The organism is Mycobacterium sp. P4_H6 (genome assembly GCF_056400845.1).
The window spans coordinates 13,049-33,915 of the sequence record NZ_JBFUKN010000024.1 but is presented as its reverse complement, the minus strand read 5'-3'; the positions used below and the strand labels follow the sequence as shown (position 1 = coordinate 33,915).

At 68.4% G+C, this 20,867-nt stretch carries 20 protein-coding genes; 6 read left to right on the top strand and 14 right to left on the bottom strand.

The features are described from left to right. The first annotated feature begins 129 nt into the window (after positions 1-129). The 3 genes from AC1DTF_RS12470 to AC1DTF_RS12460 are packed head-to-tail and all read left to right on the top strand — an operon-like array spanning position 130 to position 8,832. Positions 130-993 carry a class I SAM-dependent methyltransferase gene (locus AC1DTF_RS12470; RefSeq protein WP_057170095.1) on the top strand — a complete coding sequence of 288 codons (864 nt, stop codon included), beginning with the start codon at positions 130-132 and terminating at the stop codon, positions 991-993. Next, the gene (locus AC1DTF_RS12465) at positions 990-8,438 is read left to right on the top strand and encodes an amino acid adenylation domain-containing protein (RefSeq protein WP_477474266.1); all 7,449 of its coding nucleotides are present in this window, start codon (positions 990-992) and stop codon (positions 8,436-8,438) included. The genes AC1DTF_RS12470 and AC1DTF_RS12465 overlap by 4 nt, the downstream gene beginning before the upstream one ends. 10 nt (positions 8,439-8,448) lie before the next feature. Then, positions 8,449-8,832, top strand: coding sequence for a nitroreductase family deazaflavin-dependent oxidoreductase (locus tag AC1DTF_RS12460; RefSeq protein ID WP_477474265.1), 384 nt, complete (start codon positions 8,449-8,451; stop codon positions 8,830-8,832). Here the strand turns inward: AC1DTF_RS12460 and AC1DTF_RS12455 are convergent. From AC1DTF_RS12455 to AC1DTF_RS12435, 5 genes are all read right to left on the bottom strand, one after another. Then, positions 8,816-9,295 carry a pyridoxamine 5'-phosphate oxidase family protein gene (locus AC1DTF_RS12455; protein ID WP_477474264.1) on the bottom strand — a complete coding sequence of 160 codons (480 nt, stop codon included), beginning with the start codon at positions 9,293-9,295 and terminating at the stop codon, positions 8,816-8,818. The two genes, AC1DTF_RS12460 and AC1DTF_RS12455, sit on opposite strands and share 17 nt — an antisense overlap. A 9-nt stretch (positions 9,296-9,304) precedes the next feature. Continuing rightward, complete coding sequence (locus tag AC1DTF_RS12450) at positions 9,305-9,520, bottom strand: hypothetical protein (protein WP_477474263.1); 216 nt, start codon at positions 9,518-9,520, stop codon at positions 9,305-9,307. A gap of 37 nt (positions 9,521-9,557) precedes the next feature. After that, positions 9,558-10,148: a TetR/AcrR family transcriptional regulator gene (locus AC1DTF_RS12445; protein ID WP_057170099.1), complete on the bottom strand. Its 591-nt coding sequence runs from the start codon at positions 10,146-10,148 to the stop codon at positions 9,558-9,560. Further along, positions 10,135-11,010, bottom strand: a complete 876-nt coding sequence (locus AC1DTF_RS12440) for an oxygenase MpaB family protein (RefSeq protein WP_057170100.1) — start codon at positions 11,008-11,010, stop codon at positions 10,135-10,137. Before AC1DTF_RS12440 ends, AC1DTF_RS12445 begins: the two co-directional genes overlap by 14 nt. Before the next feature lie 74 nt (positions 11,011-11,084). Next, on the bottom strand, positions 11,085-11,816 hold the full coding sequence (locus AC1DTF_RS12435; RefSeq protein ID WP_477474262.1) for a cutinase family protein: 732 nt from the start codon (positions 11,814-11,816) through the stop codon (positions 11,085-11,087). Positions 11,817-12,070: 254 nt separating this feature from the next. Between AC1DTF_RS12435 and AC1DTF_RS12430 the strand changes: the two genes are divergently transcribed. Together AC1DTF_RS12430 and AC1DTF_RS12425 are read left to right on the top strand one after the other, a co-directional pair. Beyond that, positions 12,071-12,631, top strand: a complete 561-nt coding sequence (locus AC1DTF_RS12430) for a hypothetical protein (protein ID WP_477474261.1) — start codon at positions 12,071-12,073, stop codon at positions 12,629-12,631. Between the two features lie 109 nt (positions 12,632-12,740). After that, the gene (locus tag AC1DTF_RS12425) at positions 12,741-13,112 is read left to right on the top strand and encodes a heme-binding protein (RefSeq protein ID WP_477474260.1); all 372 of its coding nucleotides are present in this window, start codon (positions 12,741-12,743) and stop codon (positions 13,110-13,112) included. A gap of 13 nt (positions 13,113-13,125) precedes the next feature. On the opposite strand, the gene AC1DTF_RS12420 is transcribed toward AC1DTF_RS12425, so the two are convergent. The 9 genes from AC1DTF_RS12420 to AC1DTF_RS12380 form a co-directional block, all read right to left on the bottom strand. Beyond that, entirely contained in the window at positions 13,126-13,362 is a 237-nt protein-coding gene (locus tag AC1DTF_RS12420; RefSeq protein ID WP_477474259.1) for a hypothetical protein, read from the bottom strand. After that, on the bottom strand, positions 13,359-13,850 hold the full coding sequence (locus tag AC1DTF_RS12415; protein WP_477474258.1) for a DUF3093 domain-containing protein: 492 nt from the start codon (positions 13,848-13,850) through the stop codon (positions 13,359-13,361). The genes AC1DTF_RS12420 and AC1DTF_RS12415 overlap by 4 nt, the downstream gene beginning before the upstream one ends. Beyond that, positions 13,847-14,290, bottom strand: coding sequence for a hypothetical protein (locus tag AC1DTF_RS12410; protein WP_477474257.1), 444 nt, complete (start codon positions 14,288-14,290; stop codon positions 13,847-13,849). The genes AC1DTF_RS12415 and AC1DTF_RS12410 overlap by 4 nt, the downstream gene beginning before the upstream one ends. A gap of 12 nt (positions 14,291-14,302) precedes the next feature. Beyond that, entirely contained in the window at positions 14,303-14,737 is a 435-nt protein-coding gene (locus tag AC1DTF_RS12405) for a hypothetical protein (protein WP_477474256.1), read from the bottom strand. Further along, positions 14,725-15,705, bottom strand: a complete 981-nt coding sequence (hemB, locus tag AC1DTF_RS12400; protein WP_477474255.1) for a porphobilinogen synthase — start codon at positions 15,703-15,705, stop codon at positions 14,725-14,727. The genes AC1DTF_RS12405 and hemB overlap by 13 nt, the downstream gene beginning before the upstream one ends. Further along, a complete protein-coding gene (locus tag AC1DTF_RS12395; RefSeq protein ID WP_477474254.1) occupies positions 15,705-17,372 on the bottom strand; it encodes a bifunctional uroporphyrinogen-III C-methyltransferase/uroporphyrinogen-III synthase in 1,668 nt (555 codons plus the stop codon). The genes hemB and AC1DTF_RS12395 overlap by 1 nt, the downstream gene beginning before the upstream one ends. Next, positions 17,369-18,304 carry a hydroxymethylbilane synthase gene (gene hemC, locus AC1DTF_RS12390; protein WP_477474253.1) on the bottom strand — a complete coding sequence of 312 codons (936 nt, stop codon included), beginning with the start codon at positions 18,302-18,304 and terminating at the stop codon, positions 17,369-17,371. The genes AC1DTF_RS12395 and hemC overlap by 4 nt, the downstream gene beginning before the upstream one ends. Then, on the bottom strand, positions 18,301-19,644 hold the full coding sequence (locus AC1DTF_RS12385) for a glutamyl-tRNA reductase (protein ID WP_477474252.1): 1,344 nt from the start codon (positions 19,642-19,644) through the stop codon (positions 18,301-18,303). The genes hemC and AC1DTF_RS12385 overlap by 4 nt, the downstream gene beginning before the upstream one ends. 114 nt (positions 19,645-19,758) lie before the next feature. After that, positions 19,759-19,998 (bottom strand): glutaredoxin family protein, encoded by a 240-nt coding sequence (locus AC1DTF_RS12380; protein WP_442928779.1) that lies wholly within the window; start codon positions 19,996-19,998, stop codon positions 19,759-19,761. 50 nt (positions 19,999-20,048) lie between these two features. On the opposite strand from AC1DTF_RS12380, the gene AC1DTF_RS12375 reads away from it, so the two are divergent. Then, entirely contained in the window at positions 20,049-20,849 is an 801-nt protein-coding gene (locus tag AC1DTF_RS12375) for an HAD family hydrolase (RefSeq protein ID WP_057170110.1), read from the top strand. Positions 20,850-20,867 lie beyond the last annotated feature (18 nt).

Here is a 20,867-nt window from a genome sequence, read left to right as displayed (position 1 = left end):
CGCCGTAGACGTGGCAAATCCCACACTCCACTATCGCAAACTCGCATGTTCGGGCAAAATGCCTGATTTAGCGGATAATCATCCTGAATATGCGTCGTTAGGAAAATTCTTGTGACCGATCAGCTACCTATGAGCCAGGCCGCGATCCGATATCCGTTCGGATTGCCGGAACAGGGCTGGCGCAAAGCGGTCAAGGTCAGCCTGGGGCGCACCCTGCTCACGCTGCGCCCGCGCTACGGCCGGCAGCTGCTCGATCAGGGCGATCCCGCAACCTTCACGCTGGCCGATCGGCTGATGCTGGCCGGCTGGACCAGCCGCGCCACGCCCGCCGACTGGCCGGCGCTCAGCGCCCTGCACCAGCGGTTCTGGGCTGGACCCGGTGGCGCGCGGTTCAGCGCGGACCCCGACATCGCCGAGCGTTTCCAGGAGTGGTTCCTGCGCGAGCACGCCCGCCCGTTGGAGTTCCTGCGCCGCGAGCTGAGTACCCGGTCCTGCCCCGCGCTCTGCGAGATCGGCAGCGGCAACGGCCTGGCCCTGGAGTACCTCAGCCGGCAACTCCCCGAGATCGGCCGCTTCGTCGGCGTCGACATCAACGCCGAGGCGACCCGCACCAACGCCCGCCGCTGGCAGCACGAGGACCGGCTGGGATTCGTCGCCGCCGACGCGGTGTCCTGGATCGACGCGAACACCGGCGCCGACTGGACGTACTTCTCCAATGCCGGCGTGCTGGAGTACCTGCCCGAGGAGAGGGTCACCGAGCTCTACCGGATCACCGCGCAGCGCGGTGGCTGGTGGCTGCTCACCGAACCGGTCTACACCGGCTACGACCTGAGCACCGAAACCCGCTCGCGTCCGCACGGCAACGAGTTCAGCTTCTGCCACAACCACCCGCACCTACTCACCCGGGCCGGCTGGGACGTCGTCGAGCAGTACGAGACCGAAGTGGCGGGCATGCGCTTCCTCACCATTTCTGCGCGAAAGGCTGCCGCGTGAGCACCATCCAGGATCTGTTCGCGCAGCAGGTCGCCCGCACCCCGGACGCCGAGGCGATCGCCCACCGCGACGGGTCGCTGACCTACGCCGAGTTCAACGCCCGGGCCAACGGCCTGGCGCACCGACTGATCGATGCCGGACTGACGCCGGGCACCGGGGTGGCCTTTCTGTGCGACCGCACCCCGCTGCTGCCGATCGCGCTGATGGGCATCCTGAAGGCTCGCGGCTACTACATACCGCTGGACCCGACCTACCCCGCCGCCCGCATCGACGGAATCCTGGCCGACGCCCAACCGTTCGCAGTGGTCACCGACCGTGACGCGGAGGGCCTGCGCGCCATGGGTATTCAGGCCGGCACCCGGGTGGTACAGCTGCGCGATGACGATGCCGGCCACGACACCAACCCACCGGCGGGCAGCGCCGATGACCTGGTGTACTCCATCTACACCTCCGGATCCACCGGAAAACCCAAGGGCACCCTGAACTTTCAGCGCGGCGCGGTCAACGTCAACCGCTGGATGATCGACGGTTTCGGCGTCGGCCCGCAGACCCGTGCACTGGTGGCGACCTCCATCGGCTTCGACATCACCAGCAAGGCGATCTGCTCACCACTGCTGGCCGGGGGCACCGTGGTGCTCTACGACTCCCCCGTCTATGACCCGCCGCGTATCCGCGCCGCCATCGTCGACTTCGGCGTCAACACCCTCAGTCACACGCCGACCGGTCTGCTCGGCCTCATCGAGGACGGCAGTGCGGCGACCTACGCGCAGATGGCCGGCGTGCGACGGCTGTTGATCCTGGGCGAGGCGCTGCGCCTGGACCGGTTCCGAAACTGGCTGACCCACGCCGATATCCGGCCCGCGCTGTTCAACGGCTACGGGCCCACCGAGTGCGCCGACACCATCGCCGCCCACGAGGTCACCGACGCCGATATCAGCACCGGCGGTGACTGCCCGCTCGGTGACGCCCTGCCCAATATCGTGCTCACCGTCCGCGACCGTGACCTGCGCCTGGTCACTCACGGCGAAAAGGGCGAGCTGTGCGTGCAGGGTGTCTGCGTGGGCGCCGGGTACCGCAACCTGCCCGAGCAGACCGCGGCCGCGTTCGTCGCCGACCCGCTGGGCGGTGACACGCTCTACCGCACCGGCGATCTGGTCAGCCGGCGCGCCGACGGGGTGTTGCTCTATCACGGCCGGATGGACCACCAGGTCAAGATCCGCGGTCACCGGGTGGAACTCGGCGAGATCGAACAGGCCCTCAACCGCATCCCCGGTGTACTGGAGAGCGTGGTGACCGCGCCGTCCCGACCGGACGGGGAACGCTTCGTGGCGGCCTACCTGCGCACCTCCTCCGAGGGTGCGCGGGACCGAACCGCACTCAATGCCGTACTGGCGCATGATCTTCCCGACTTCATGGTCCCGGCCAGCTACACCTTCATGGACGCCTTCCCGGTCAACGCCAGCTTCAAGGTGGACCGCAAGGCGCTGCCCGCACCGGTGCTGGGGCGCCCCGCACTGGGCACCGCGTACCGGCCGCCGGCCGATGCGCTGGAACGCACGCTGACCGCCATCTGGGAAGACCTCCTCGGGTTCCCCGGCGCCGGTGCCGAGGACCCGTTCTTCGAACTGGGCGGCAACTCGCTGCTGGCCACCCGGCTGGTGACCCGGGTCAACGCCGAAGTCGGTGCGGCACTGACGATCACCGAGTTCTTCGAGAAGCCGACGATCGCCGGGGTGGCCGCCAGGCTGGCGCGGCCCGAACCGGCCGCCGCGCCCGTGCCGCGCGCCCCGCGGCACCGCCGCACAGGCGAACACATCGCGATCGTCGGCATGGCGGCCAGGGTGCCCGGTGCCGCCGACGTAGCGACGTTCTGGCGCAACCTGCTCGACGGGGTGGACTCGCTGGAAGTGCTGGAGTTCAACCCGGACCTGCCCGGGCAGGTGCCGGTCAGCGGCTGGGTCGCCGACTCGGAAACCTTCGACCACACCTTCTTCGGCTACACCCCGCACGAGGCCGAACGGATAGACCCGCAGCAGCGCCTGCTGTTGCAGACCGCGGTGGCCGCCTTCGAGGACGCCGGGCTGGCCACCGCCACCAGCACGCTGCGCGCCGGCATCTACGCCGGTGTGGCCGCCAACAGCTACCTCACCCGCAACGTGTTGCCGCACGATCAGACCGGCGATTACGGCCTGGGCTACGCACTGGTCGGCAATGACAAGGATTACGCCGCCACCCGCATCGCCTACAAACTGGGACTGACCGGGCCCGCGATGAGCGTGCAGACGGCATGCTCGTCCAGTGGCGCCGCGCTACACCTGGCCTGTCAGGCACTGCTGGCCGACGACTGCGATGTGGCGCTGGCCGGCGGCGCGTCGCTGCCCTGGCAGTACCGCCACGGGCACGAGCACATTCCCGGCGGGGCGCTCAGCGCCGACGGGCGGGTACGCGCGTTCGATGCCGATGCCAGCGGCATGGTGCTCACCGGCGGCGGCGCGTGTGTCGTGTTGCGGCGCCTCGACGACGCGATTGCCGACGGCCACACCATCCACGCCGTCATCCGCGCCACCGCCCTGAACAACGACGGCGGTGAGCGTGCCAGTTTCACCGCGCCCAGCATCGCCGGGCAGCGGGACGTGGTGCGTACCGCGCTGGACCGTTCCGGTATCAACGCCCGCAGCATCGGCGTGCTGGAGGCCCACGGCACCGGCACCCCGCTCGGCGACCCCATCGAGGTGGCCGCCATCACCCAGTCCTGGCGGGAGGACACCGAGGACACCGGGTTCTGTGCGATCGGCAGCGTGAAGACCAACATCGGGCACCTCGATGCCGCAGCGGCCATGACCGGCGCGATCAAGCTGGCCCTGATGCTGCGCCACGGCGAACGCCCGGCCACCCTGAACTTCGAAAAGCCCAACCCGGACTGCGCCTTCGAGTCCTCGCCGTTCTTCGTCAACGACACCCGCACCAGCTGGGCGCCCGACGGTCCGCGCCGAGGCGCGCTGTCCTCGTTCGGTTTCGGCGGCACCAATTTCCACGCCATCCTGGAGCAGGGCCCGGTCCAGGCGTCCACCCCGGCCCGCCGGGAGTGGCAGGTGCTGCGCCTGTCGGCGCGCAGCGCCGAGGCGCTGCAGACCCAGATCGACGACCTGGCCCGGGTGCTGACCGGCTCCGCGGATTCGCTCGCCGATATCGCCTACACACTCGATGTGGGCCGCAACCGGCACCAGTACCGGGCCGCGGTGGTGGCCCGGTCCCCCGGGCAGGCCGCCACCCGGCTCGCGGACCCAGAAAGCGTTGTCACCGGACGTGATCCGCAGGGGCGCCCGCACCTGGTGTTCGGTTTTCCCGGCCAGGGCGCCCAGCACACCGGGATGGGACGCCGGCTCTACGAGACCGAGAGCGTGTTCCGCAGCGCGGTCAACCAGTGCGCCGACATCCTGCTGCCAGCGCTGAACGTCGATCTCCGCGATGTGCTCTTCGATGCTGATTCCGCCGATGCACTGCGCGACACCCAGCTGGCCCAGCCGGCCATCTTCACCATCAGCTACGCCACCGCCAAGCTGTGGATGAGCTGGGGATTGAAGCCGCACACCATGATCGGGCACAGCGTCGGCGAGTTCGTGGCCGCCACCCTGGCCGGTGTGTTCGAGCTCGAGCATGCGCTGCTGATCCTCGCCGAACGCGCCCGGCTGATGCAGTCGATGCCGGCGGGCGGGATGCTCGCGGTGCGGCTGTCCGAACAGGACGCCGGCCGGTACGTGCGCGGGTCGGTCGCCGTTGCCGGTGTCAACTCGCCGAAGCTGACCGTGCTGTCCGGCCCGCATGGTGAACTCGACGAGGTACGGGCTCAACTGGAGTCCGCGGGGGTGCCCACCACCGCGCTGCACACCAGTCACGCCTTCCACTCACCGATGATGGATCCGATCGTCGATGCGTTCACCCGGGTGGTCGCGCAGTATCCGCGCACCGCGCCGTCGCTGCCGTTCTACTCCAGCCTGTCCGGGCTGCCGATCACCGACGAGCAGGCCCAGGACCCGAATTACTGGGCGCAGCAGTTACGTCACGCGGTGCGTTTCGCGCCTGCCCTGCGCCACGTCGCCGAACATCCCGGCGTCGTGTTGCTGGAATGCGGTCCCGGTCAGAACCTCACCACCAGTGCCCGCCAGTGCGGGGTCACCGCGGTGGCTTCACTCCCCCATGCCGGTGCCGCCGACGCCGACGATGCCGAGCACGTCGCCGCCGCGGTGGGCCGGCTGTTCCTGTGTGGGGTGGACACCGATGCCCGCCGGGTGCACGCCGGCGAGACCCGGCTCCGGGTCAGCCTGCCGACCTACCCGTTCGCCAAGTCCCGGCACTGGCTCACCCCGGCCGGAGCGCTGCCCGTCACCGCCGCCGCCCCGGCACCGGAAACAGAGGCACCTCAGCAGGACATCGAGGCCGACCCGGCGGACCGGATGACCACCTTCGTGCGGACACTGTTCGCCGAGGTGGCCGGTGTCGACATCGGCCCTGATGACGATCACCGCTCCTTCCTGGAGATGGGGTTCGATTCCCTGCTGCTGACCCAGATCACCACCCAGGTCAACCAGCGGCGCTCGGTCTCGCTGCGGTTTCGCCAACTGCTGGAGGAGTTCACCACCCCGGCCGGGCTGGCGGCGCACCTGCTGGAACTCGACGCCGGCGGCGCAGATCCGCAGAAGCCCAAGGTCTTCGGTGCGGGAGCCCGCATCAGCAAGACCGCCGACGAGTCGTTGACGCCGCGGCAGCGGGCCGCGCTCGACGATTTCGTCGCCCGCTACACCGCGCGGACCACGCGCAGCCGTGCCTACGCCGACGAGCATCGTCCGCACCTGGCGGATCCGCGTGCGGTGTCCGGGTTCCGGCCGTTGTGGAAGGACCTGGTCTACCCGATCGTGTCGGAGACCTCGAAGGGCCCGCGGTTCACCGATATCGACGGCAACGACTATGTCGACATCACCAACGGCTTCGGCTCGGTGTTCTTCGGCCATCGACCGGATTTCGTGGTGGACGCGGTGCAACGGCAGATCGAGCGCGACATCATCATCGGCCCGCAGAACCCCATCGCCGGTGAATGCGCCAAGCTGTTCGGGGAAATGACCGGCCATGAGCGGGTCGCCTTCTGCAACACCGGTTCCGAGGCGGTGCTGGCCGCGATCCGGCTGGCCCGCACCGTCACCGGGCGCAACCTCATCGTGCAGCACGAGGGTGACTACCACGGCATCACCGATGAGGTCCTGGTCCGCAGCACACCGAGCGGCCGGACCGTGCCCGCCGCGCCCGGCGTCCCGCCGGAGAGCGTGGCCAACACCATCGTCCTGGAATACGGCACCGCGGAATCGCTTGCGGTGCTGCGTGAACGGGCCCACGAGCTGGCGGCCGTGCTCATCGAACCCGTGCAGTCCCGCAAGCCCGATCTGCAGCCCGCCGACTATGTACGCGAGGTGCGCCGGATCTGCGATGAGAGCGGCACCGCACTGATCATGGACGAAGTGGTGTGCGGTTTCCGCGTGCACTGGGCAGGCGCCCAGGGTGTGTGGGGTGTGAAGGCCGATATCGGTTGCTACGGCAAGGTTTTCGGTGCCGGGCTGCCGGTCGGTGCACTGGCGGGCACCGCCCGGTTCATGGACGCCCTCGACGGTGGCAGCTGGCAGTTCGGGGACGACTCGATGCCCGAGGTGGGAGTCACCTACTTCGCGGGCACCTTCGTGCGCCACCCGCTCACGATGGCCGTCGTGCACGCCACCCTCAAGCACATGAAGGACAATCCGGGCCTGCAGGACCGGGTCAATGCCACCGCCGCGGACATGGTGGACCGCCTCAACGCGCTGTTCCGTTCCGAGGGTGTGCCCATGCACATCGGCCGGTTCGGGTCGCTGATGAAGCCGGAGTGGACCCAGGAACTCGCCTTCGGCGAACTGTTCTACTACTTCCTGCGCGAAGCCGGGGTGAACGCCTGGGATGCCCGGCCGAACTATCTGACCACCGAACACGGTCCGGCCGAGGTGCAGTTCATCGTCGATGCGTTCGCCTACGCCATCGCGCAGATGGAGCAGGGCGGCTTCTTCGACGATGTGACGCCGACGGCGGAACTGTTCGGCGCGACCGTCAGCGCGGACGGCACGACGATCACTTTGCCCAGCACCGAATCCCAGCGTGAGGTCTGGCTGGCCGCCCGCTTCGTCGGCAACAACAGCGTCGCCTACAACGAAGGTCTGAGCCTGGACCTGGCCGGGCGCCTCGACGAGCAGGCAATGCGGCACGGCCTGCAGACCCTGCTGGACCGGCATGAGTCGCTGCGCGCCCGGTTCTCCCGCGACGGCCGGTCCCTGGTGATCGACACGACCGTCGAACTCGACCTGCCGGTGCACGACCTGAGCGGACTCGACGAGCCGACCCGGRCCGCCTCGCTGGCCCAGATCCACGACCACGAGATGAGCAGCCGCTTCGATCTGCGCAACGGGCCGCTGGTGCGGTTCCGGTTGGTGCGACTGGGCGCCGAGCACCACAAGCTGCTGTTCGTGACCCATCACGCGGTGTGCGACGGCTGGTCGGGTGCGGTCGCGCTGAGCGAGCTGGCCGCGCTGTATTCGGCACGGGTGGAGGGACGCGACGCGGCGTTGCCCGCCGCACCGCGATACGCCGACTACAGCGCCGTCGAGCATCACTTCCTGCAGTCCCGTACCGGCCGGCTGCACCAGGACTACTGGCTCAAGCAGCTGCGCGAGGTGCCTGCGCCACCGCAGATTCCGGGCGACCGGCCCGGCGGTGACGACAGTGATTTGTCCGCGGCCCGGGTGGACCTACCGCTGGATGCCGATCTGGTGAGCCGGTTGCGCACCGTGGGCAGCGCGCACGGCGCCAGCCTGGTGGCCACCATGCTGACCGGGTTCGCCGGTCTGCTGCAGCAGCGAACCGGGCAGGACGATCTGGTGATCGGGCTGGCCGCGGCCGGTCAGTCCTTCCACGATCAGGGCAGGCTGGTGGGGCACTGCGTGAACCTGCTGCCCCTGCGTCTGCAGATCGACGGCGCCGACAGCTTCACCGACGCCCTGCGGGGCACCCGAGGCGCCCTGCTGGACGCCTACGACCACCAGGGCGTCAGCGTGGGCACACTGACCGAGCAGCTCAACCTGACCCGGGTCGGCAACCGCCCGCCCCTGGTCAGCGTGGTGTTCAACATCGACGTGCGTGACGACGACATCCGGCATACCGGGCTGACCGTCGGCTACGAGACCCTGGTGCGGCAGGCCGAGACGTTCGAACTGTTCATCAACGTCGTCGACAGCGGCTCGGCCATGGTGTTGGAGGCGAGTTACCGCACCGCCCTGTACAGCGGGGAGCTGATCCGGAATCTGCTGGCGCAGTTCGAGAATCTGCTGCGCAATGTCTGCAGCAACCCCGCGGCGACCGTCGGAGAGCTCTAGAATCCACCGCATGCTCTTCGCCCGCCAACGTGCCGAGTTCAACCGTAAGTACGTCAACCCGGTGGTGGAGCCGCTGGCCGGGTATGTGCCACTGTGGTCGGCCGTCGACCACGTCGGCCGCAAATCCGGGAAGGACTACCGCACACCGGTGACGGCGTTCCCGACGACCGATGGGGTCGCGGTGCTGTTGCCCTACGGCACTGACACCGACTGGGTACGCAACCTGCAGGCCTCCGGGTCCGGGCGGGTGCAGATCGACGGTCGCAGCCTGCTCGTGGAGGAACCCCGGGTGGTGCCGCTGAGTGAGGCGCTGAGCGTCGCGAAGGGGCCGTGGCGACACGTATTGCGCATCGCCCCAATCGAATCCGCGTTGTTGCTCACGCGCTCCAGCTGAGCACCTCGCCGGTCGCCGCGGTCATCACGGTGCCGGGTTGCACGCGCAGCCGGTACGGCGCCAGCCGGAGGACGGCGAAGGCGGACGAGGTGGGCGAGTCCCAGCCCGGGATGATGGTCGGGTTGTAGCCCAGCGGTTCGGGGGCGTTGACGAACTTGTCCCACACCATCTTTCGGGTGTCGTCATCGGTGTACCACTCGACGAGGCAGTCTGCGCTGCAGGTGTCGTGGTTGGGCGCCCAGTAATTGACCGACATGAACGGGTGCACGGCGAGGTGCTGCTGCTTGACCGGCGACGGTACGGTGGCCACCCAGCCGAACAGGTCGGTGCCGTCCCACTCCCAGATCGGGTGCAGAACTCTGCTGCGCGGCTTGCTGTCGGCGTCCACGGTGGCCACCGAGGCCCACACGATGGAATGGGCCATGTCCACGAAGGCGGGGGCGGTCTGTTCCAGCGGCGTCACCCGGTCAGCTTAATTCTTCGGGGTCTGGTCTTCTGTGGAGTCCTGGTCTTCTTCGGTGGAGTTCTCGTTGTATTTCGGGTTTCCGTCGTCGTCCAGCCAGTCGGTCACCGCGGTGCCCGATACCGTGCCATCGCTGCCGGGCAGCACGGACGTCGGACGGTTGTCCTCATAGGCCCCGATTTCTTCCGGCGTCGCCTTGGTGCCGCGGTCAGGTTGAGTAGTCATGGCTCACGGCTGCCCGAATATGTGACCCACCAAACAATCAGGCCGAGACCGAGCGTAAAGCCGCAGGCAGGCTGGGCAGGAAGTGCCGGGTCGCGAAGGCCCGTACGTCGTCGGCGGTCTGCAACGGCTGCACGCTGGGCAACAGCAGCACCATGGCCGCATACCGCAGGATGGTGTCGGCCAGGTCGTTGACGGCTTGAGCGCCGATCCGCTCGGCGAATCCGTCCGGGAAGATCACGAGCAGTGCGGCGGCCATCCTTTCGACGGCGGCGCCGTAGTGCCGGTGCAGCATCTCCTGGGCCAGAGCGGGATCGTCGACGATCATCTGGTTGAGCACCCGGTGCCGACGGAACCGCATGATCGACAGCGTGAACGCCTCGACGTAGTAGTTCGATTGCGGCTTGGCCGCTTTCAACTCCTTGGCGATATCGGCGAACAATGCCACGTTCTCACGTTCGATGACCGCGCCGACGAGTTCGTCCCGGTTGGCGAAGCGCCGGTAGATGGTGGTCCGGCTGACCCCGGCCCGCCGCGCGACATCGTCGAGGGCGACCTTGCGGAAGCCGTGCCGCTCCAACTCGACGAGTGCCGCGTCGAGGATGGTTTCGCCGGCGTCAGCCCCTGGCATAGCCGGCTTGGGCGAACTTGCTGTAGCGCACCGACATCGGCAGTTTGTCCCAGGCCCAGTTGACCGGGCGGGACCGGCAGAGTGCGGCGAACCGTTGGTAGTTGCGTTCCTGGCGCTCGGTCCAGGGCAGGCCCAGCAGGTCGCGCGCCCGCGGTGGCAGCCCGCCGGCGGTGATGAATGCGGCGACGGGATCGAAGACCTTCGCGATGAGCTTCCAGACCACCGGGTTCACCCCCTTGGGGCACGGGAATCCCTTGGTGACATAGCCGACGCCGTACCTGGCGGACTTGTGCGGGACGGCGACCTCTTCGAGCATCCGGTCCCAGTACTGCACGAACTCGGCGTAGGTGGCCGGCTGCGGACGGTCGCTGACCCCGTAGCGCCGGTACCAGGTCTTGGATTCCAGATAGATCTGCTCCTTCTCCGCCTCGCTGAGCCGCTTGACGAAAGTGTCGGCGAAGTAGATGACCTGCTCGACGAACGTGGCGTGGGCCCAGTAGTAGGTATCCGGATCCAGTGCGTGGTAACGCCCGGCCGGCGTACCGTCCGGGCCCGGCATGTCGCCCTTGATGTTGTGGTGGAAGTCGCGTACCTGGGTGCCTGCGTTGTTGTCCTCGGAGCCGTACACCGTCTTGAAGATCGGCGGKATGGTGCGCTTGAGGCGCTCGGCGGTGTCGGAGAAGAACGTCGAGTGGTCCAACACGCCCTGGCCGAGTTCGGCGAGCATGTTCTGCAGCACCGCGGGGCGCGGCCCGATCAGGTACATCCGGTTCTCACCGAAGTACTTCCACACCAAGGAGTCGGGCCCGAGCGGCAATGCGTCGTCGAGTGCCTCGGGTACGTTCTCCGCCAGTTCCGTCATGGGGAACAGTGTTACAGATTTTGAACTTTGTTCCAACAGGCTGTGGTGTGGGTCATACGCCCCGCGGACTGCCGCTACCCGGAGGCCTGGTCGACGACGGCGTCTCCGGTTTCGGTGACGCCGGACCGGGACGCGGCGAACTCGGCGGCCTGGTCGACCAGACCGTTCGCCGCGTACATGTTGTGGGCGTTGCCGTCGCCGCCGCCCGGGGCGCACACCGGATCGGTCGGGATGCACAGATCCAGCGTCTTATCGGTGTATCCGGCGCCGACGGTGATGGGGGGAGCACCGGTGTAGATCATCTGCAGGAAACCGCTCGACGGCTTGCCGAACAACGCGACCGCGGCGACGTGATCGGCCACCGACGGTTCCAGCGGACCGGTCAGGCCCGGCGGCAGGGCGAAGCCCTCCGGCACCGCATCAGCGGTGATGTAGGCGGCCACCGCCGCCCCCTGGGAGAACCCGCCGAGCACCACCTTGGTGTCCGGGCAGGCCGCCACCGTGGCACGGATCTTGTTACCGGCGTCCACCACACCGTCGGCGGCCGTCGCGAAGTCCAGCGACGCGGGGTAGTTCACCGGATACACGTCCACCGACTTGCCTGCGGTCTTGGCGCGCAGCGCATCCACGAATGCCTGGCCCGTTCCGCCCACCCCGGGCGCTTCGAAAGTGCCCCGCGCGAACACCACCTGGATGTCCGGGCAGGCCTGGGGCTCGGCCGCGGCCTGCCCCGCCACCGCCAGCGATCCGGCCGCCACACACGCCGCGGATGCCGCGGCCCCCAACCAACGTTCGATTCTTGTCATCGTCTACCGCCCAGAGCTCGATTCCCGACTCCGCGGTGACGCCGCTGCCCCCGCGACCAGCACGGCCGAGATTACCCCTGAACGGGGCTGCCGAACCCGTCACATATTGTGTTCTGCCCCACGGCTCACGGGGTGCCGCCGGATGGGGCGTCTTGACGATCCGTGAAAATCCTGAGACCAAATTGTTGGTTTTCACCCTTTGCGACTTACGTAGGCGTAAATAAAGGGGAGGTCGTCACTCTGGTCGGGGGTCCATGATGGTTCGCACCATTGTCATCGCAGCTTCCATCGTCCTGACGGGTGCGACTCTTGCCGCCCCGGCGACGGCCGACCCGCAGGATGAGGTGTTCAGCTCCACGTGGCCAGTGCTGGACGCGCCCCTTCAGCCCGGTCCCGATATCGACATACCCAATCCCGATATCAACGTGCCCAACGTCAACATGCCCAACGTCAACGTGCCCAACGTCAACGTGCCCAACGTCAACGTGCCCGGCATCCCCGGCGACGTGAACGTGCCCAACGTCAACGTGCCCGGCATTCCCGGGAACATCAATGTTCCCAACGCCAATATCGATGCCGACCTGGCCGAGATCGTCCCAGACTTCAATGTCCCGGAGATCGCTGAGATCGTGCCCAACTTCGATGTCCCGAATGTCAACGTGCCGAACGTGAATGTGCCGAACGTGAATGTGCCGAACGTGAATGTGCCGAACGTGAATGTGCCGAACGTGAACGTTCCCAATGTCAACATCCCACGCGGCGGCGGTGGCGGCCGCGGCGGCGGTGGCGGTGGCGGTGGCGGGCGCGGACGGTAGCCGGAAGTTCCCGCCGACACGAACATCGCGACTGGCCATGGCCCGTGTTGTGTTGTCAGTTCTCGACTCTGGCAATTGCTCGTTGCACCCACACCCAAAGGAGTCCAACATGTTGCTCAATGCCCGTCTCGCCGGTCGCACCGTCGCCGGTGCCATCGGGGCCGGTTCGGCCGTCTGCGCGTTGCTACTGACCGCTGTCCCGTCAGCACTGGCCGACCCCCCGCTCAACTGCACTGCCGGCGACGCATCGCAGGTCAGGGCGAGCGTCTCGGCAGGAACGTCGGTCTACCTCTTCACACACCCCTGGGTGAACGATTTCTTCACCGGGCTGCAGGGCCAACCGCATGACCAGATCCGAACGCAGGTCCAGGATTACCTGACGGCCCATCCTCGGGAGCAGGCCGAACTACAGGCGATTCGCCAGCCGCTGGTCGACCTACGGAACCGTTGCGGGACCGGCGCCAACCTGCCTGAGCAGTAACCGGTGGAGCGGTCTAGCGCCGAGAGCGGCGCCACCGGGCGATGCCCAACACCGCCAGTACACCGGCGGCGGTGAGCAGCGCCAGCGCGAGCACCAGCAGCGGCGGGTAGTAGACCGTCGTCGACAGCGTGGGTTGGCCATCCATGATCGGTGGCACCTGCTCCGGGGAACCGGCGGCGCGCCAACTCGCCACCGCGGCAACCAGCGCCACGGCGGCAACGACGAGTTGCACCATCGCGGTGCGCCTCACGATGCCGCCTCCCCGACCAACGATTCCAGGGCCGCGCGCAGCGTGCGGTGCCTGCGTGCCCAAGCCTGTCCGGAACGGCCGTCGGTCAGCTTCATACCGATCCCGGTACGACCGCGGGGGATGCCGCTGAGCTCACCGAAGGCACGGTAGGACTGCCATTTCTCGGCCTCGTGACGCTTGGGCCCCGGATAGATCTTCACGATGTCGGCGATGGTGACGAACTCGGTCCCCTGCCGCAGCGTGGTGGGCGTCAGCTCCACCGAGGTGTGTATGCGGGCGGCCTTGATCTGGATCCAGAGGAAGCCACTGACCAGGATGGTGAAGGCCACAGGCACCCCGAACTGCACGCCGACGCCACCGGACAGCTGGATGAACATCATCGCCGCGCCGGCCGCCGGACCGGCCAGCAACCACCACCAGGTGCCACCCGGCTCGCGGAATAACACCTGCTCGGTGGTCTCGGGAGCCGGCGGGATGCTCTCGGTCATTGCACCTCCAGAAACCAGTCCGAGGCCGCCGGCCGCATGAACAGCGTCGCCCCGATGGCCACCGGCACCACCCCGAAAAGGGCCAGCGGCGCGACGGCGAACGGTGCCAGCAGCGCCAGCACGAACACCAGCGCCACCAGCACCACCGACAGCCACACCATCGCCCGGCGGAACCGCAGATCCCCGTTGCGGGCGCGGCCGGCCAGGAAGCTCAGCACCAGACCGGTGAGTAACAGCAGTGCGCTGATACCGCCCCGCATGATCACGATGCTGCGGACCTCGCTGTCGGACAGCTCGGTGGAGAAGGCGCTGCGCGGGGTGCTGATCGCGCTGCTCAGCCCGAGCAGACCACCGGCCAGCAGCAGCACCGATCCCGCCAGGACCAGCCAGAATGCGATGTTGACGAGGGCCGGGCGCGGCGCGGGTGTGGGTTTGGTCATATCGGCGCCAGCCTATCGGGTGAGGTATTCGTGAGCGTCCTTGCGGTGCAACAGCACCACGCCACCGAGGATCAGCACCGAGCCGATGATGGTGCACGCCGCGAACCCGACCGCGGCGAACTCGGACCGCTCCCCGGTGAACAGGCTGGAGACCGAATAGACCACCGCCGTCAGCCCCGCGGCGGTCAGCAGGGTGCGCGGCCAGCGGTAGCCCAGCCGCATCAGCACCGCGAAGGTCACGACGACGGCGATGGTCACCACGACGAACAGACCCGACACCGCGTAGACGTGGCTCCCGGCGTCCGGCATGGGTGCGGTGGCCAGGTCGATGAGGTAACCGATCACCATCAGCGGGAGCGCTGCCATCCAGAGCCAGAACCCGGTGTCGATGTCCTCTGGGCGGCTGGCCGGCGGTGTGGCGGGCGGTTCTTCGGTCACGCCAGCCATCCGGCGGCCTCGGCCGCCCAGTAGGTCAGCACGATATCGGCGCCGGCACGGCGGATGCTGACCAGCGACTCCAGCGCGGAGGCCCGCAGATCGATCCAGCCGTTGGCGGCGGCGGCGCTGATCATCGAGTACTCCCCCGAGATCTGATAGGCGGCCACCGGCACCGGCGAGATGTCGGCAGCGGCGGCGACCACATCGAGGTAACTCATCGCCGGTTTGACCATCACGATGTCGGCGCCTTCGTCGATGTCCAGCGCGATCTCGTGTACGGCCTCGCGGGCATTGCCCGGATCCTGCTGATAGGTCCGCCGGTCACCGGACAGGCTGGAGCCGACCGCTTCCCGGAAGGGGCCGTAGAACGCCGAGGCGAACTTCGCGGCATAGGCCAGGATCGCGACGTCCTCGTGCCCGGCCGCATCCAGACCGTCCCGGATGGCCGCCACCTGGCCGTCCATCATCCCGCTCGGGCCGACCACGTGCGCACCCGAATGAGCCTGGGCCACAGCCAGTTTCACGTACTGATCGTTGGTGGCGTCGTTGTCGACCCGGCCGTGCGCGTCCAGGACGCCGCAGTGCCCGTGGTCGGTGAACTCGTCGAGGCAGGTGTCGGCCATCAGCACGGTGACATCACCGAGATCCCCGGCGAGATCGGCCAGGGCCACGTTCAGGATGCCGTCCGGGTCCAGGCCCGCGCTCCCGACGGCGTCCTTGTCCTCGTCGCGCGGCACACCGAACAACATGAGTCCGCCCACACCGGCGGCCACCGCGTCGGCGGCGGCCCGGCGCAACGAATCCCGGGTGTGCTGAACGACTCCCGGCATCGAGGTGATCGGGCGTGGTTCCGACAGTCCGTCGGCGACGAACATCGGCAGCACCAGATGCCGTGGCTCCAGCGAGGTCTGCGCCACCAGCCGGCGCATCGCCGGCGTGGAACGAAGCCTGCGTGGACGGTGGCGGGGGTACCCCATTACCGCCGGCGGCTCTTCTTGCGCGGCGGAGGCAGCGCACCCTCGGCACGCAGTCGGGCGGCGTGCTCGGCCAGCGCCTCGACCAGCGGACCGACCGCGGCCGTCTCCGGCTGCACATCGACGCGCAGGCCGAATTCGACTGCAGTTTCGGCCGTCTTCGGGCCGATGCAGGCGACGATGGTGCGTGCGTGCGGCTTACCGGCGATACCGACCAGGTTGCGCACCGTCGAGCTCGAGGTGAAGCAGACCGCGTCGAACCCGCCGGTCTTGATCATCTCGCGGGTCTGCGCCGGCGGCGGAGCGGCGCGCACGGTGCGGTAGGCGGTGACATCCTCGATCTCCCAGCCACGTTCGCGCAGGCCCTCGGCCAGGGTTTCGGTGGCGATATCGGCACGCGGCAACAGCACCCGGTTCACCGGATCGAAAATCTCGTCGTAGTCCGGGAATTCGTCGAGCAGGCCCAGCGAGGACTGCTCGCCGGCGGGCACCAGCTCCGGGTTGATGCCGAAGGCACGGACCCGGTCCGCGGTGGCCTGACCGACACAGGCGATCTTCACACCGGAGAACGCCCGGGCATCCAGACCGAACTCGTTGAACTTCTCCCACACCGCACGCACCGCGTTGGTGGAGGTGAAGACCACCCACTGGAACCGGCCGTCGACCAGACCCTTGACGGCCCTTTCCATCTGGGCCGGGCTGCGCGGCGGCTCGACGGCGATGGTGGGCACCTCGACCGGCAGCGCGCCGTGGGTGACCAGGCGATCACTCATCTCGCCGGCCTGATCCTTGGTACGCGGCACCAGCACGGTCCAGCCGTACAGTGCGCGGCTCTCCCACCAGTTCAGCTTCGCGCGGTTGGCGACGGTCTTGCCGATCGTCACCACCAGCGGCCCACCCAGCGGACCCAGGGCACCGCCGGTGGACTCGGCGGCGGTCAGAATCGCCTTGTCTCCCAAGCCGATCAGCGTGGTCTCCACCGAATGCTGCTGGCAGGTGGTGCCGTGCGCGGTGACGACGGCCGGGGTGTTCTCGGCCAGGCCGAACTCGACCAGGGTGCGCGCAGCGTCCGCCAGATGCGAGGCTGTGGCGTGCAGGATCAGCGGCCCGGGGGCGGCGGCCAGCGCGGCCCAATCCACGTTCGGGTCACGGACGTCGGCCACGGTGTGCGAGGAACCCAGCGGCAGGCCGGCGTACGTCGGGACCGCGGTGGTGTCCGGCAGGCCGGGCACGATCTCGAAGTTCAGGTGGGTGCGGGCCAGCGTGTTGACCTCGGTGATGACCGCGTCGACCGACAGCGGGTCACCGGCCACCAGCCGGACCACGTCCACGCCGTGGCGGGCCTCGGCGGCCAGGGTCTTGGCGACCTCGGCCGGGTCCCCCAGTGCGGGACGCACATCGGGGCCACCGGGCAGCACGGCTGCCGTCTCGCCACCGTCGGAATCCGAGGCGGGAGCTTCCGGTGCCGGCCCGGAGGTGGGCGGCAGCTCGGAACCGACCAGCGCCAGCACCGCTTCGGGTACGTCGGGGTCGGTGAAGACCGTCGCGGCGTTGGCGAGTACCGTCCGCGCACGGGTCGTCAGCAAGCCTGGATCGCCCGGGCCTGAGCCTACGAACGTGATACGGCCGGGCCGGATCTTTCGGCCCCGGCTACCTGCGTGCCCAGTCATCTGTCACTCCCAGCATCTGCCAACACGTCGCGTGCACCCAGTTCGAACAGTTCCGCGGCCACCGAGAGCCCTAGCTCCCGTGCCCGTTCCGGAGTACCGATACCGGACGCACGGATCACGTCGGATCCGTCCAGCGCCGCCACGCAGGCACGCAGCGACAGCTCTTCGAAGACGCGGCCGTCCTCATCGATGGACTCGACCACCTCAGCGATGGCACCCACCGGCGCGGAACAACCCGCCTCCAGTTCGGCGAGCAGGGCACGTTCAGCGGTGACCGCGGCGCGAGTGTCGGCGTCATCCAACTCCGCCAGCACCGCGACAAGCTCACTGTCACCGGCGCGACACTCCACTGCGAGAGCCCCCTGAGCCGGTGCCGGCAACATCTGCACCGGTTCGAGCGACTCGGTCACAGCGTCGAGCCGTCCGATGCGGGCGAGACCCGCCCGGGCGACGACGACACCGTCGAGATCACCGCTACTTACCCTGTTCAACCTGGTGTCTAGGTTGCCTCGTAGGGGGCGAATTTCCAAACCGAGACCCAGTGCTCTAAGCTGCGCGGCCCGTCGCGGGCTCGAGGTGCCGATCGTGGAGCCGGCGGGCAACTCTCCCAGCACCATGTTGTCCCGGGCCACCAGGGCGTCCCTGGCGTCCTCACGGGGCGGGATGGCGGCGATGTCGAACCGGGGGTCGGGGGCGGTCGGCAAATCCTTGTAGGAGTGCACGGCCATGTCGACGACGCCGTCGACGACGGCTTCGCGCAGGGCGGCGGTGAAGACACCGACGCCGATTTCGGCGATGGGCGCACTCGATTGGTCACCGGCGGTAGCCACGATGACCAACTCGGCGGGGTGGCCGTTGGCGATCAGGGCGTCACGGATGAAGCCGGCCTGAGTCGTCGCGAGCAGGCTGCCCCGGGTGCCGATACGGATCACTCGGGCTTGTCGTTATCTGTTGCGATCAAAGGCAATTCGCCACCGGAGACGGCGTCGACGGCCTGCGGGTCGAGTTCGAAGAGCTCACGCAGCGCCTCGGCGTAACTGTCTCCGCCGGGGGCGCCTGCCAGCTGCTTGACCCGTACCGTGGGGGCGTGCAGCAGCTTGTCGACGACGCGGCGCACGGTGCGCGCCACCTCGTCGCGGTGGGTGGAGTCCAGGCCGGGCAGCCGGTTGTCCAGGCGCAGCAATTCGGCCTCCACCACATCGGCGGCCCGCTGACGCAGGGCCGTGACGGTGGGGGTCACCTCGGCCATCCGCTGGCCGGCCAGGTAGTTGGCAACCTCGGCGGCCACGATGGCGCGGGCGGCCTCAGCATCCGAGGCGGCCGCACGGGCGGTGGGCTCGCGCTGGATGCGATCCATGTCGATGACGTGCACGCCGGGCAGGCCGGCCACCGCGAGGTCGATGTCGCGGGGCATGCCCAGATCGCACATCACCAGCGGGCGGTCACCGTCGCGTGCCGCCAGACCGTGGTGCACATCGGCCAGCGACATCACCGGGCGGACTGCACCGGTGCTGCTGACCACCACGTCGGCGGTGGCCAGCACGGATGAGATGTCGTCGAGGGTGTACGGCGTGGCAGGCACGCCGAGTTCGGAGATGTTCTCCGCGAGACGGGTGGCACGCGGCAACGAGCGGTTGACCACGTCGATGCGCTCCACCCCGGCGCGGACCAGGTGCTTGGCGGCCAGCGCCCCCATGGCACCGGCGCCGACGACCACCGCACTGCGGCCTGCCAGGTTCCCGAGCCGCTTCTCGGCCATCTCCAGCGATACCGACACCACCGAGGCGCCCGCGGAGTCGATCCCGGTCTCGGTGTGCACCCGCTTGCCGACCGACAGCGCGCGCTGAGCCAGTTCGTGCAGGGTGCGCCCGACGGTGTGGTTGGACTCGGCGGCGGCGTAGGCACGCCGGACCTGGYCGAGGACCTGCTGCTCGCCCATGACGACCGAATCGAGGCCGCTGGTGACGGCGAAGAGATGCTCGACGGCGGCTTCGGCGTAGCGCACGTAGGCGTATTTGGTGAGGTCGTTGAGGCCCATGCGGGAATGCTCGGAAAGCACCTGCCCGATCACCGAGAGGCCGCCGTGGAATGCCTCGACCACGGCGTACACCTCGACCCGGTTGCAGGTCGACAGCACCATGGCCTCGGTGACCAGCGAGGACTGCAGCACCTCGTCGATGATCTTGGCCTGATCGGACTCGTCGGTGCTCAGCTGCTCCAGTACGGACACCGGCGCACTGCGATGCGAAACCCCGAATAGCAGCACGCTCACGGCATCATCACCTTAGATTTCTTCCCGTCGCTTCGCTCGCCCCTGGACGGTCGTACCCTCATTTCGCCCGCCCGGTCAGGGTCCAAAGTAGCCGTTCACCAGCGCGCCACCAAATTAACTGACATCCGCACGCAACCGGGGTTCGTCGACCTCCCAGTAGCTGTGTTCGGCGCCGTCGAGCAGCACGACCGGCAACCGATCGCCGAATTCGGCACGTAGAGCGGGCTCGCCTGCGGCAGCCGCCGCGTCGACGTCGGTGGAGCTCAGCGAGAACCCCAGTTCCTCGGCCAGAACGGCCAGCGTCGCGGCCGCTCGTTCGCACATGCTGCAGCCGGCCCGTGTGAGCAACACCACCTGATGGTCCACACATCCAGTATCGACCCTGCGTGACTTAGGGTTGAACGGTGTCCGAGACGCCCCTGCCGCCGCCGCCGGACCTGACCGCGGCCGCGTTCTTCGACGTCGACAACACCTTGGTGCACGGTTCGTCGCTGGTGCACTTCGCCCGCGGGCTGGCCGCCCGCAAGTACTTCACCTATGGCGACATCCTCGGGATCGTCTATGCGCAGGCGAAATTCCAGTTCACCGGCAAGGAGAACAGCGACGACGTCGCCGAGGGGAAGCAGAAGGCGCTGGCCTTCATCGAGGGCCGTTCCACCGCCGAACTGGTCGAACTCGGCGAGGAGATCTACGACGAGATCATCGCCGACAAGATCTGGCCGGGCACCAGGGCGCTGGCCCAGATGCACCTGGACGCCGGCCAGCAGGTGTGGCTGGTGACCGCCACCCCCTTCGAGCTCGCGGACACCATCGCGCGGCGGCTGGGCCTGACCGGGGCGCTGGGCACCATCGCCGAATCTGTCGACGGGGTTTTCACCGGCCGACTGGTCGGCGACATCCTGCACGGGGCGGGCAAGGCGCACGCGGTCCGGTCGCTGGCCATCCGCGAGGGCCTCAACCTGCGCCGCTGCACCGCCTACTCGGACAGCTTCAACGACGTGCCGATGCTGTCGCTGGTCGGCACGGCGGTGGCGATCAACCCCGATGCCGCGTTGCGCGATGTCGCGCGCGAGCGCGGCTGGGAGATCCGCGACTTCCGCACCGCGCGCAAGGCGGCCCGGATCGGGGTGCCGTCCGCGCTCGCGCTGGGCGCGGTGGGCGGTGCRCTGGCCGCGGTGGCCTCGCGCCGCGACGCGGGTCGTTGACCTTCGCGCTGATAGGCT

Bases quoted from the DNA above. Each gene is read 5' to 3' on its own strand.
- AC1DTF_RS12470 (WP_057170095.1), top strand. From the start codon at position 130: ATGAGCCAGGCCGCGATCCGATATCCGTTCGGATTGCCGGAACAGGGC.
- AC1DTF_RS12450 (WP_477474263.1), bottom strand. From the start codon at position 9,520: ATGACTACTCAACCTGACCGCGGCACCAAGGCGACGCCGGAAGAAATC.
- AC1DTF_RS12405 (WP_477474256.1), bottom strand. From the start codon at position 14,737: ATGGCTGGCGTGACCGAAGAACCGCCCGCCACACCGCCGGCCAGCCGC.
- AC1DTF_RS12425 (WP_477474260.1), top strand. From the start codon at position 12,741: ATGTTGCTCAATGCCCGTCTCGCCGGTCGCACCGTCGCCGGTGCCATC.
- hemB (WP_477474255.1), bottom strand. From the start codon at position 15,705: ATGGGGTACCCCCGCCACCGTCCACGCAGGCTTCGTTCCACGCCGGCG.
- AC1DTF_RS12415 (WP_477474258.1), bottom strand. From the start codon at position 13,850: ATGACCGAGAGCATCCCGCCGGCTCCCGAGACCACCGAGCAGGTGTTA.
- AC1DTF_RS12460 (WP_477474265.1), top strand. From the start codon at position 8,449: ATGCTCTTCGCCCGCCAACGTGCCGAGTTCAACCGTAAGTACGTCAAC.
- AC1DTF_RS12395 (WP_477474254.1), bottom strand. From the start codon at position 17,372: ATGACTGGGCACGCAGGTAGCCGGGGCCGAAAGATCCGGCCCGGCCGT.
- AC1DTF_RS12435 (WP_477474262.1), bottom strand. From the start codon at position 11,816: ATGACAAGAATCGAACGTTGGTTGGGGGCCGCGGCATCCGCGGCGTGT.
- AC1DTF_RS12410 (WP_477474257.1), bottom strand. From the start codon at position 14,290: ATGACCAAACCCACACCCGCGCCGCGCCCGGCCCTCGTCAACATCGCA.
- AC1DTF_RS12445 (WP_057170099.1), bottom strand. From the start codon at position 10,148: ATGCCAGGGGCTGACGCCGGCGAAACCATCCTCGACGCGGCACTCGTC.
- AC1DTF_RS12430 (WP_477474261.1), top strand. From the start codon at position 12,071: ATGATGGTTCGCACCATTGTCATCGCAGCTTCCATCGTCCTGACGGGT.